The organism is Stackebrandtia nassauensis DSM 44728, from assembly GCF_000024545.1.
Lineage (GTDB): Bacteria > Actinomycetota > Actinomycetes > Mycobacteriales > Micromonosporaceae > Stackebrandtia > Stackebrandtia nassauensis.
Genome location: NC_013947.1, coordinates 1,317,280 through 1,328,978, shown reverse-complemented (window position 1 = coordinate 1,328,978; position 11,699 = coordinate 1,317,280). Strand labels below are relative to the sequence as shown.

Below are 11,699 nucleotides of genomic sequence, written 5' to 3'. Positions count from 1 at the left end.
GGCCGTCCCACAACACAATGGAATCGACTAGTGTCGATTCGACTGCGCTCGACACGGGCGCCGACCCCCGGCAGACAGGTCTACTTCGATGTCCCGCTCCCTCCCCCGCCGAGCCGCGCCGCTGGCGGTCGGCGCCGCGCTGGCCCTCGTGGCCGGTACCGGCATCGCCTACGCCACCGACGACGGCACCATCCGGGGCGCTGACGCGCCCGACGCCGTCGACGGCCGCTACATCGTCGTCCTCGACGAGGATGTCAAAGCCGACGATCTCGCCTCCCGGTACGGCGGCGTCGTCACCAACACCTACCGCTCCGTCCTGACCGGTTTCTCGGCGGCGATGTCGCGCGACGAGGCCGAACAGCTGGCCGCCGATCCGGCCGTCGACGAGGTGCGCGCCGTACAACGGGTCCAGCTGGCCCCGGCGGCGGCCAAGGCACCGGCCAACCTCGGCCTGGACCGCATCGACCAGCGCGAACTGCCGCTGGACGGCCAGTACACCCACCCCGACTCGGCCGGTGACGGCACGAAGGTCTACGTCATCGACACCGGGGTTCGCTTCAGCCACAAGGACTTCGAGGGCCGCGCCAGCTCCGGGCCGGACTTCGTCGACGATGACGACACCGCCGAGGACTGCCAGGGCAACGGCACCGCGCTGGCCGGTATCGCGGCCGGAGCCGAACACGGCGTCGCCAAGAAGGCCGACGTGGTGGGTGTGCGGGTGCTCGACTGCGACGGCGGCGGCACCACCGACGATCTCCTGGCGGGCATCGACTGGGTCACCGAGGACGCCGCGGGCACACCGGCGGTGGCGACGCTGGGTCTGGGCGGCCCGGCTAACGACGCGCTCGACAAGGCCGTCGCGGCCTCGATCGGCGCCGGGATCAGCTACGCGCTGCCGGCGGGCGGCTCGGGTTCGGACGCCTGCCGGTTCAGTCCCGGCCGCACCGCCGAGGCGCTGACCGTCGGCGGCACCGTGACCGACACCGACGCCCGCTCCGAGCGCAGCAACACCGGCAAATGCCTCGATCTGTTCGCGCCGTCCACCGGCATCACCTCGGCCTCGCACTCCGACGACTCGGCCTCGGTGCCGTTCGCGGGCACCGCCGCGGCGGCCGCGCATGTCGCCGGTGCCGCCGCGCTGTTCCTCGCCGACAACCCCGAGGCCGGCCCGGCTACGGTGAGCGCGGAGCTGACGAACAACTCCACCCCCGACGTGGTGACCGACCCGGGAGAGGGATCTCCGAACTTGTTGCTGTACACAGGTTTCATGAACTCCCGGGGCGATTGAGAGGAATCGAGTGAACGGGGAGCTTGCGCAGCGGTCCGTGCCCGGCAGCGGTGTCGGCGGCGGCCGGTACCGCCTGGACAGCCGGATCGCCGACGGCGGTATGGGCGAGGTGTGGCGTGCCACCGACACGCGGCTGGGCCGGGCCGTCGCGGTCAAGCTCCTCCATCTCAACTACTCCCGCAACCCGCATTTCAAGGCGCGGTTCGAGTCCGAGGCCCGGCTGGTGGCCTCACTGAAGTCACCCGCCATCGCCGTGCTGCACGACTACGGCGAGGACGAAACCGTCGACGGCACCCGTTCCTACCTGGTGATGGAACTGGTGGAGGGCAGGACCCTGGCGGACCTGCTCCAGGAACGCGTCCGGCTGCCGGTGCAGCGCACGATGCGGATCATCGCCGAGGCCGCCGACGGACTGGAGGCGGCGCACCGGGCCGGGATCATCCACCGCGATGTCAAGCCGGGCAACATCATCGTCGCCGACGACGGCGCGATCAAGGTGGTCGACTTCGGCATCGCGCGGGCGTTGGGAACGGCGGGTCTCACCGAGACCGGGGTCGTCATCGGCACCATGCGCTACACCTCGCCGGAGCAGATCGCCGACCAGGACCCGACCCCGTCCGTCGACATCTACTCGCTCGGCGTCGTCGCCTACGAGTGCCTGGCCGGGCAGCCGCCGTTCATGTCCGAGAATCCGGTGGCCATCATGGATGGTCACGTGAACCGGAAGCCGCCGCCACTGCCGGACGACATCCCCGAGCCGGTACGGCAGGTGGTCGCGACGGCGCTGCGCAAGAACCCCGTCGACCGGTTTGACTCCATAGCGGACTTCGGGCAGGCGTGCTGGGACCTGGTCGAGCGCACCGCCTCGCGGCCCGCGAGATCCGTTCGGGTCACCCAGGAGGAGCGCCCCGCGCTGCTGGGCGGCCACATGTCGCCTGCGCCGTCGCAATGGGAGCCCGAGGTCGCCGACGACCCCGAACAAACGCCGGTTCACCGGGTCGAGACCACCTCCGAACCGGTCTCGACGCCCACGACCGGGATGGTGGCCGTCGGTCACACCTCACCGGGCGGAACCCCGGTCCGCCGGGCCGCGCCGCCGTCGCCTCCCCGGTCCCCTCGCCCGGCCGGTCCGACCGGACCAACCGGGCCGGTGAAGGCCAAGGGCCTGCTGCGGCCCGACCGGCACCGGCGCCGCGTCGCGCGGTATTCGATGGTGATCCTGGTCGTGGCGCTGGTGCTCGCCACCGCGACAGCGTCGTGGAACCCATGGGGGCTGGGGATTCCCGGTACCGACGAGGCCACCACGGGACCGGTGGCGGCCGGGAAGAGCGACGCGAGCTCCGCCGACGACCACGAGAGCGACAAGACCAAGTCCTCAAAGGATAAAAGTTCGGAGAACACGCCCGAGTCCGCGAGTGGCGGCGACGCCGTCTCCTCGGGCGACGACAACGGCGGCGACAACGCCGACGGAAACGACAACGACGACGTCGAGAAGGGCAAGGTTCCCAACCTGATCGGCCAGAACACGTTCCAGGCGCCGGGAATGCTGGAGGGGGCCGGGTTCAAGAACCACGACTCCGTCGGCAAGGCGACCGGTGAACACGGCTACTGCGTCATCTACGACCAGTCCCCCAACCCCGACGCCGTCGTCGGCTACAAGACCAAGGTCACCTACTACTACGACGGAAACGGCCCGGGCTGCGGCGAGGAGAACTGAAGCCGCCCGCGGCTCACCCGGTGGACTCCCCGGTCGCCGGATCGACGGCGGTGAGGCAGTAGACGGCGCCGGACGGGTCGTACATCACCGTCCAGTGCTTGAACACCTCCCCGCCGCGAGCACCGGCGGCCAGGTGGACCTCGCGAACCGCCGCGACATCCGAAGTCGAGAAGTCGACATGCGCCCCGGTGGGACGGTCCTCGTCCAAGCGCTGCAACAGCACCAGGCACGTGGAGCGGTCCTCGGGGGTGAGCGTGCTGAACTCGGGGAAGGACGTCGTGCGGGCGCTCCAGCCGGTCAGGTTCTCCCAGAACCGCACCTCGCTGTCCCAGTCGTCGCGACCGACGTCGATGCACAGCTGGTTGGCGCTGCTGGTGGAACCGTTGGCGTGCTTCACGATCGCCGGTTCGGTGAAGGCGCGGTCCCCGTTCTCGACGCGGAACATCAGCCCGCCCGGCGACCGGCCGGTGAAGCGCTCGTTGTCGTCGTAGATCGCCGTGACACCCAGCTCGTAGGCCTTCGCCACCATGGCCTCGGCGTCGTCGGCGACGAGGTCGACGCGGGTCGGCGGTGCCGTCGCCCGGCGGGTCAGTCCCAGCCAGGCGTCCCCGGTGTCGGGTTCCAGCAGCACCTCGTCCGCGTCCGGCGGCGCGGCGGTGGTCTCGGTGACCCGGGCCCAGAAGTCCACCGAGTCACGCCAGACTTCGCTCGGACGGCCCAGGCAGGTTCGCAGCCAGCGCACCATGGCCGACTCCTCTCATAGTCGTCGGCTACCGGGTTACCCCACGAAGCCGCTGCTCAACCACGACGGCGGACCTCGGCGCTACGGCAGCGCCCCGGTCACGGGGTCGCGGGCGGTCAGGCAGTAGACGGCGCCGGACGGGTCGTACATGACCGTCCACCACGGGAACACGTCGCCGCTGCGGGCTCCGGCGGCGACGTGGGCCTCGCACACCGCCGCGACGTCGGAGCAGGCGAAGTCGAGATGGGCGCTGGTGGGTCGGTCCTCGTCCAGGCGCTGCAACAGCAGCCGGGACGTGCGGCCGTTGGGGCCCTTGATCCAGGCGTACTCCGGGCGGGCGCCGGTGCGGGCCTTGTGGCCGGTCAGGTCCGACCAGAACGCGAGCTCGGTGTCCCAATCGGATGGTCCGATGTCGACGCAGATCTGGTCGAGGCCGCTGAGGGAACCGTTGGGGTGTTCCAGGACCGGTGGTTCGGCGAGTTCGGAGTCCGGCGCGGCGGCGATGTGGAAGGTCAGCCCGCCCGGGGAGCGGCCGGTGACGTGCTCGCCGTCGTCGTTGCTGGCCGTGGCCCCCAGCTCGAAGGCCCGGCGCACCACGGCTTCGGCGTCGTCGACGACCAGGTCCACCCGGGTGGCCGCCGCGGCGGCGCGGTTGGTCAGGGCGAGCATCCCGTCGCCGGAGACGGGTTCCAGCCAGACGTCGCCGGGACTGCGCCACTCGGGCAGCGTGCCGGTGACCCGCGACCAGAAGTCGACTGTGGTCTCCCATCGGGTTTCCGGACGCCCCGCACACGCCCGCAGCCAGCGCACCATCGTCGGCTCCTCTCGTCGCTTCGGCCATGATGCCCCGGATTGGTACCCAGCGTCCTCTCAGCTCAATCCCGTAGCGTCGCGTGGATGTCCGAACGGATTCTCATCACCGGCGCCACGGGGTCGCTGGGCAGTGTCGTCTACCGGCGGGCCGCCCGGGCGGGATGGAACACCGTCGGCACCTCGTTCAGCTCACCCTCTGACGTCACCGACGTGCGGCTCGACGTCCGGGATCCGGTTCAGGTGCGCGAGGTCCTCGACAAGGTCCGGCCCGCCGTCGTCGTCCACACCGCGACCGGGCGGGAACGCGAGGACTGGGCCACCACCGCCGACGGTGCCGCCAATGTCGCCGCCGCGGCGGCGCGGCTGGGGGTGCGGCTGGTGCACGTGTCCACCGACGCCGTGCACCGTGGTGACGGCTCCTACGACGAGTCCGCGCTGCCGGACCCGGTGAACCGGTACGGGGCCGCCAAGGCCGCCGCCGAGACCGCGGTCAAGGCGATCGCGCCGGAGGCCGCGATCGTGCGCACCGGTCTCATCGGCGGCGACGGCGACGGCTATTTCGAGCGGCTCACCTACGAGCTGGTCCACGGGCAGCGCGAGGGGTTCCTGTTCACCGACATGGTCCGCACTCCGGTTCATGTGGACGATCTCGCCGACGCGCTGCTGGAGCTGGCGGGCAACGATTTCAGCGGTGTCCTCAATGTCGCCGGGAGCGAGGCGATCACCCGCTACGAGCTCGGCGTGCTGGTGGCGCGCCGCGACGGCCTGGACCCGGCCGCGATACCCGCGAAGCGAGCAGTCGACATGGATCCGCGTCCGGCGCTGGCGCTGGACGTCCGGCTGGACATCTCCCGGGCGCGGTCGCTGCTGCGCACCCGGCTGCGGGGCGCGAGCGAGTTCATGGCCGAGCCGATCGGCGGCTGACGGACCGGCCGTCGTGTGCCAATTTCGCGGGACGCCGTGAAAGATCTTGCAGAAACGGGCCGACGAGCCAATCCACTCCTACCTCGACAAATGACGAAACGTCATTGGTAGACCACGTTCCAGCGAGGGCGCCGTTGAAAGAAACGGCCGCATCGGCCGAGGTCACCCCACTGTGCCCCGTTGACGCTATCGAAACACGTCGATAGCCTTCGGGAAACCTTGCGCAAGAAATTTCAGACCTGTCCCGGCGCCGGGTCTACCCCCACAGCGAGGATTCCCATGCGTACCAAGAACCTCATACCTCCCATGGTGGTGATCACCGTGCTGGCCACGGGATTCACCGCCGGAGTCGCCCAGTCCGAACCCGGTCAACCGTCCACCGTCGAGGCCACCGCCCCCATCGCGGGCGACGAGGCGATCCTGCACCTGTTCCAGTGGCCGTGGAAGTCGGTGGCGTCCGAGTGCACCAATGTGCTCGGTCCGGCGAAGTTCCCGGCCGTCGAGGTGTCCGCGCCTCAGGAACACGTCGTGCTGCCCGACAAGCAGTACCCGTGGTGGCAGGACTACCAGCCGGTCAGCTACCAGCTCGAATCGCGGCGCGGTTCGGCCAAGGACTTCGCCGACATGGTGTCCGCCTGCGACGACGCGGGCGTGGAGGTCTATGTGGACACGATCGTCAACCACATGGCCGGTGGCGCCTCCACCGGGACCGGCAGCGGCGGCAGCGAGTACTCCCAGTACGACTACCCCGCGGTCCCCTACGGCAACAACGACTTCCACCACTGCGGCCGCAACGGCAACGACGACATCCAGAACTGGCAGGACCAGTGGGAAGTCCGCAACTGCGAACTGCTCGACCTGTCCGACCTGGCCACCGAGACCGAACACGTCCGAAAGCAACTCACCGGCTACATGCAGGACCTCATCGACCTGGGTGTCGACGGCTTCCGCATCGACGCCGCCAAACACGTCCCGGTCGCCGACCTGGAGGCCATCTACGGTGGACTGACCGGCGACCCGAAGATCTTCCAGGAGGTCATCGAGGGCGGCAACGGCGAGATCAGCCCGAACGAGTACAAGGGACTGGGACGCGTCACCGAGTTCCGCTACGGCGACCAGGTCGGCGCCCGGTTCAAGGACGGGCAGCTGTCGGCGCTGAAGGACTTCCAAAGCCAGATGCTGCTCGACTCGTCCGCCGCCACCACCTTCATCGACAACCACGACACCCAGCGCAGCGGCCGCGCTCAGCTCACCTACAAGAACGGCGCCCGCTACTACATGGCCGAGGCGTTCGCGCTGGCGCACGGCTACGGCTCCCCGCACATCCTGTCGGGCTTCGCGTTCGACAACGCCGACGCCGGGCCACCGGCCGAATCGGACGGAACCACCAAGCAGGCCGTGGCCGACGACGGCGCCTGCGCGTCCGGCTGGGAGTGCTCGCACCGGCAGCGCGCCGTGCTCAACCTGGGCGCGTTCCGCACCGCCGCGGGCGACGCGGCGGTGACCGACTGGTGGTCCAACGGTTCCGACCAGATCGCCTTCGGACGCGGTGACCGGGCCTTCGCGGCCTTCAACGCCTCGGGTTCCGCACTCACCACCGAGTTCGCCACCGCCCTGCCCGACGGCGAGTACTGCGACGTGGCCAACGGCGACCACACCGACGGCGCCTGCGACGGTCCGGCGTACACCGTGTCGGGCGGCAAGCTGACGGCGACGGTTCCGGCCAACGGCGTACTGGCGGTGCACGTGAACGCCGCTATTTGACGAAACCGGTCCTTCGGGTGCGGCGCTTTGAGAGCCTTGCGGTGACGGCGTCGTACCCGACCGCCATATCCGTCGCGGTCGGTGGTACGAAAACAGAACCACGAAGCGCGAAGGAGAACCGATGAGCGCCACATTCGCCGACGGCGAGCCCTACTGGGTGGAGGTGACCACACCGGACGTACCGGTGACGGCCAAGTTCTACCAGCGCCTGTTCGGTTGGACCACTCAGGACCTGGGCGAGTCGTCCGGTCACTACACGATGGCGTCGCTGGCGGGCCGTCAGATCGCGGCGATCGCCCCTTGCGCGCAGGACGCGCACCCCTGGTGGAACGTGTACTTCAAGGTGTCGGACCCGCACCGCGTCGCCAAGGCCGTCGAATCCGCCGGGGGCGCCGTCCTCATGCCACCGATGGACGTCTTCGACCAGTGCACCATCGCGGTATGCCAGGCACCCGACGGCGCGGCATTCGGGATCTCGCGACCCAAGGAGCACAAGGGAGCCGAGACCTGGGGTGTGGCGGGAGCCCCGGCCGGGGTGACACTGCTGGCCGAATCCGACGACGCCTTCGACTTCTACGAGACGGTCTTCGGCTGGCGCGCGGGTGAGTCCACCATGGGCTCCTCCCTCACCGCCGCCGGGGCCGACGAACCCTTCGGCAACATGCACGTGTTCGGCGAGGAAAGGCCCGAGGGCGTGCGGCCGTCGTGGCTGGCGGTCTTCAAGTCCGAGGACGTGGACGGCTTCGCCACCAAGGCCATGGAGCTGGGCTGCACGGTCCCGGTCGGCCCGATGGACCTGCCCGGCGTGGGCCGCAACGCGTTCGTCGTCGACCCCAACGGGGCCGGGTTCACCGTCGTCAACGCCTAACCGGCCTCGACACCGTCCACGTCGAGAACGGCGCCCTCGGCGAGCAGTTCCTTGAACCGACTGTCCCCCAACGCTTCCCGCAGCCGCTCGGTGACACGATCGACATCGCGGCGCTCGGCGGAGGGCAGCGGCGCGGCCAGCGACTCCCGCAGCGCGGCGGCGGCACCGAGCAGCCGGGCGGCGACCTCGGGCTGGCCGCCGACGGAGCGGGCACCGGCGAGCCCTTCCAACGCCAACGCCACCGCGCGCGGGTTGCCGGTCTGCCGGGCGGCTGTGAGGCCGTCGCGCTGCCACTCCAACGCCGCGTCGGCGTCGCCGCGCAGCTCGGCGATGAAACCCAGTTCGGCCAGGAGGAGGGCCAGCCCGTAGTCCGTCTCCAGTTCCCGGTTCCAGTCCAACCACCGTCGCAGGTAACTCTCAGCGTCGTCCAGTGCGCCCTGTCGCCGGGCACCGAGCGCCAACCCGATCTCCGCGTACTCGCGTCCCGGAGCGTCGGCGTGCTCGATGGCGATCCGCCGAGCCTGCTCGTGGTGCCGCTCAGCCTGCGCGAGATCGTCGGTGAGCAGCGCGATCCGGCCCAGCTCGCTGTTGCCTATGGACACCGCCGACCACAATCCCAGTCGCTCGGCCAGGACGAGAGCGGCGCGGTGTCGTTCGGCGGCCTGGACGTAGTCACCGTCCACCTCGGCCAGTCGGCCCAGCAGGGTCTCGACCTGGGTGCGGCCCCAGCTGTCACCGGCCTCGACGAACAGGTCCAGCCCTCGCAGGCCGAGCTGGCGGGCGGCGGCCAGTTCGCCACGGTCGTAACGGAACTCGGCCCAGCTGTAGGTGACGGCGGCGTGGCCCCAGCAGTCGTCGAGGCTCTCGAAAGCGGCGGTGGCCTGGCCGAGGAGGCGTTCGCACATGTTCCAGTCCCCGAAGTAGGCGAGCGCGAGCGACAGGAACCACTGCGCCCGGGCCCGCTGTCCGGGATCGGTGACACGGTCCAGCATCCGCTCCACATCGGCGGTGAACTCGGGGTCGACGACGTCGGTGTCCCCGGCGAACAACCGGATCGCGAACCGCGACACGGCGGCCTGCGCGTAGCGCGGCCCGCCGGGATCGGGCTGGGCCAAGACGCTGGCCAGCATCCGCTTGGGCTCGGCGAGTCGGCCGCGCAGGAACCAGTACCAGCTCATCGCGTTGACGAGCCGCAAAGCCGAGACGGGCTCGGCGGCGGCACCGTCGTGGCCGGAGCTGACCGCGTGCTGCTCGGTGGCGGTGGCGCCATCGCGGCCCGTGCCGCCCGCGTGCCGCTCGGCGGCGGGCGCGGCGCCGGCTTGCGACGGGCTTGCTGCTGCCGAGCCGGGCTGCTCGGTACCGGGCGAGGCGTCCACCAGCGACGACCCCGCCGCCGACGGGCCGGGCTGCTCGGCGGCTTCGATGGCGGTGTCGAACGCGACGCGAATGTTGGCCGACTCACCGTCCAAAGTCCGCAGTGCCCGCTCCTGTTCGGGCCCACGCAGCAGCGGGTCGACGCGCTCGGCCAAGCCGATGTAATAGTGCGCGTGGGCCCTGCGAGCGGCGGCGTGGTCGTCGGCGGCCCGCGAGCGTTCGACGCAGTACGCCGCGACCGACTCCAGCAGCCGGTAGCGCGGGCCGTCACCGCCGTACGAGACGTTCACCAGTGAGCGGTCCACCAGTCGCGCCAACAGATCCAGCACCTCGTCCGGCCGCACGCCCTCGGCGGCGCACGTGGCTTCGGCGGCCGCGAGCGTGCAGCCATCGGCGTGAACCGCCAAGCGCCGCAACACGATCCGCTCCGCGGCGGTCAGCAGCTCCCAGCTCCAGTCCAGCATGGCTCGCAGGGTCCGTTGGCGGGCTGGAGCGTCGCGGCGACCGCTGGTGAGCAGCCCGAACCGGTCCGCCAGTCGTTGGGCCAGCTCGTCGAGGCCGAGTACCCGGATCCGGTTGGCCGCCAGTTCGAGGGCCAGCGGGATGCCGTCCAGCCGTTCGCAGATGGCCGCCAGGGTCGCGGCGTCGGTCACCGTGAAACCGGGAACGGCTCCCCGGGCGCGGGCGGTGAACAGCTCGACAGCGTCGTGTGGCCGCAATGGACTGACCGGCACCTGCTGCTCCCCCGCGATCCCGAGCGGTTCCTGGCTGGTGGCCAGGATCGACAGGTCCGGGGCGGCGCGCAACAGCGCCTCCGCGAGCGCCGAGGCCGCCCCGACGAGGTGCTCGCAGTTGTCCAGCAGCAGCCGTGACCGCTTGGGGCGCAAGGCTTCAGCCACTGTCGCGATCGGGTCGCCGAGGGGTGCGAACTGGTCCTCGCGGATCCCCAGCGTCTCGGCGACGACCTCGGCGAGCTGGGCGGCGGTGGACGTCTCCGGCTGCCCGGCGAGCTCGACCAGCCAGGTACCGTCCGCAGTAGACTCGGCGGACCGGCGGGCGGCCTCCAGCGCGAGGCTGGTCTTGCCGACGCCGCCCATGCCGGTCAGGGTGACCAGCCGATGGTCCCGCAGCAGCTGATCCAGTTCGGACAGTTCGGTGCTCCGGCCGATCAGCGCGGTCACCGGTCGCGGCAAGTTCCCCCGTCCAGCTCCAGCTCCAGCTCCAGCTCCAGCTCCAGCTCCAGCTCCAGCTCCAGCTCCAGCTCCAGCTCCAGCTCCAGCTCCAGCCGAGGCTAGCTCGGACGTCGTCGGCTCGCTCGGGCCGAGCCGCCGCGATCCCTCGTCGCCGCTCGTGAACCGGGTCGCCGGTTCCTGCCGCAGGATCCGGCCGTACAGCTCCACCAGCTCAGGCGCCGGATCCAAGCCAAGCTCCTCGCCCAGATGCCGCCGCAGCTCGTGAAAGCTGTCCAGCGCCTCGGCCTGCCGCCCCGCCAGATACAACGCTCGCATATGGACGGCACGCAAGCGTTCGCGACGCGGATGCCGCCCCACCAGGTCCCCCAGCTCCGCCACCACATCGCCGGGCTCGCCCAGCTCCAACCGGGCCAGCGCCAGGTCCTCCACCGCCAGCAACCGCTGTTCCGTCAGCCGCACGATCGCGGGCCGCACGAACAGCGAGTCGGCGAAGTCCGCGAACGGCTCCCCCCGCCACAGGTCGAGAGCCTCGGCGAGCAGTTCCCGACGGCCCCGGGCATCGACGGCGTCGCGGGCCGCACCGACCAGAGCCGTGAACCGCCCCGCGTCCACGTCCGCGGGCTCGACGGCCAGCCGGTAGCCGGGCGGTCGATGTTCGACGAGCTCGGCCCCGCCCGCTGCCGTCAGTACCTTGCGCAGCCGCGACACCCGAGTCTGGATCGCTCCCGAGGGGTTGGCGGGCGGCTGTTCGTCCCACAGGAAGTCGACGAGCCGATCGGCGGAGACGACGCGGCCGGGGTCGGTGAGCAGCGCCGCCAGCAGCGCGCGGACCTTCAGCTCGGGAACGGTGACCGGTTCGCCGTCCGCTGTCCACACAGCCACGGGCCCCAGTACACCGAATCGCATGGCGCAAGGGTAGCCACGGCCCCGCCTCCGTCGCGGCCATGACCGCATGTGGACCGCAAGCAAAGCTCCAGCCCATCGCAAGTGCCCGCCCGCAGCGTTGCCCCATCGAC

At 70.7% G+C, this 11,699-nt stretch carries 8 protein-coding genes; 5 read left to right on the top strand and 3 right to left on the bottom strand.

The annotated features are described in order from the left end of the window. Positions 1-88: 88 nt before the first annotated feature. Both SNAS_RS06180 and SNAS_RS36140 read left to right on the top strand, forming a co-directional pair. A complete protein-coding gene (locus SNAS_RS06180) occupies positions 89-1,288 on the top strand; it encodes a S8 family peptidase (RefSeq protein ID WP_013016533.1) in 1,200 nt (399 codons plus the stop codon). Between the two features lie 10 nt (positions 1,289-1,298). After that, positions 1,299-3,005 carry a protein kinase domain-containing protein gene (locus SNAS_RS36140; protein WP_013016532.1) on the top strand — a complete coding sequence of 569 codons (1,707 nt, stop codon included), beginning with the start codon at positions 1,299-1,301 and terminating at the stop codon, positions 3,003-3,005. Positions 3,006-3,018: 13 nt separating this feature from the next. On the opposite strand, the gene SNAS_RS32450 is transcribed toward SNAS_RS36140, so the two are convergent. Together SNAS_RS32450 and SNAS_RS06165 are read right to left on the bottom strand one after the other, a co-directional pair. Then, entirely contained in the window at positions 3,019-3,750 is a 732-nt protein-coding gene (locus SNAS_RS32450; protein WP_013016531.1) for a VOC family protein, read from the bottom strand. A 78-nt stretch (positions 3,751-3,828) separates the two neighbouring features. Then, complete coding sequence (locus tag SNAS_RS06165; RefSeq protein ID WP_013016530.1) at positions 3,829-4,560, bottom strand: VOC family protein; 732 nt, start codon at positions 4,558-4,560, stop codon at positions 3,829-3,831. Between the two features lie 84 nt (positions 4,561-4,644). On the opposite strand from SNAS_RS06165, the gene SNAS_RS06160 reads away from it, so the two are divergent. The 3 genes from SNAS_RS06160 to SNAS_RS06150 all read left to right on the top strand — a co-directional run bounded on the left by SNAS_RS06160 (position 4,645) and on the right by SNAS_RS06150 (position 8,116). Then, a complete protein-coding gene (locus SNAS_RS06160) occupies positions 4,645-5,484 on the top strand; it encodes an SDR family oxidoreductase (RefSeq protein ID WP_013016529.1) in 840 nt (279 codons plus the stop codon). A gap of 279 nt (positions 5,485-5,763) precedes the next feature. Next, the gene (locus SNAS_RS06155) at positions 5,764-7,248 is read left to right on the top strand and encodes an alpha-amylase (protein WP_013016528.1); all 1,485 of its coding nucleotides are present in this window, start codon (positions 5,764-5,766) and stop codon (positions 7,246-7,248) included. 121 nt (positions 7,249-7,369) lie between these two features. Further along, positions 7,370-8,116, top strand: coding sequence for a VOC family protein (locus tag SNAS_RS06150; RefSeq protein WP_013016527.1), 747 nt, complete (start codon positions 7,370-7,372; stop codon positions 8,114-8,116). On the opposite strand, the gene SNAS_RS36135 is transcribed toward SNAS_RS06150, so the two are convergent. Further along, positions 8,113-11,589: an AfsR/SARP family transcriptional regulator gene (locus tag SNAS_RS36135; protein ID WP_013016526.1), complete on the bottom strand. Its 3,477-nt coding sequence runs from the start codon at positions 11,587-11,589 to the stop codon at positions 8,113-8,115. The two genes, SNAS_RS06150 and SNAS_RS36135, sit on opposite strands and share 4 nt — an antisense overlap. Positions 11,590-11,699 lie beyond the last annotated feature (110 nt).

What these genes read in the sequence shown, in the direction of transcription:
- SNAS_RS06180 (WP_013016533.1), top strand. Translation starts at nt 89, where the DNA reads ATGTCCCGCTCCCTCCCCCGCCGAGCCGCGCCGCTGGCGGTCGGCGCC.
- SNAS_RS32450 (WP_013016531.1), bottom strand. Translation starts at nt 3,750, where the DNA reads ATGGTGCGCTGGCTGCGAACCTGCCTGGGCCGTCCGAGCGAAGTCTGG.
- SNAS_RS06165 (WP_013016530.1), bottom strand. Translation starts at nt 4,560, where the DNA reads ATGGTGCGCTGGCTGCGGGCGTGTGCGGGGCGTCCGGAAACCCGATGG.
- SNAS_RS06160 (WP_013016529.1), top strand. Translation starts at nt 4,645, where the DNA reads ATGTCCGAACGGATTCTCATCACCGGCGCCACGGGGTCGCTGGGCAGT.
- SNAS_RS36135 (WP_013016526.1), bottom strand. Translation starts at nt 11,589, where the DNA reads ATGCGATTCGGTGTACTGGGGCCCGTGGCTGTGTGGACAGCGGACGGC.
- SNAS_RS06150 (WP_013016527.1), top strand. Translation starts at nt 7,370, where the DNA reads ATGAGCGCCACATTCGCCGACGGCGAGCCCTACTGGGTGGAGGTGACC.
- SNAS_RS06155 (WP_013016528.1), top strand. Translation starts at nt 5,764, where the DNA reads ATGCGTACCAAGAACCTCATACCTCCCATGGTGGTGATCACCGTGCTG.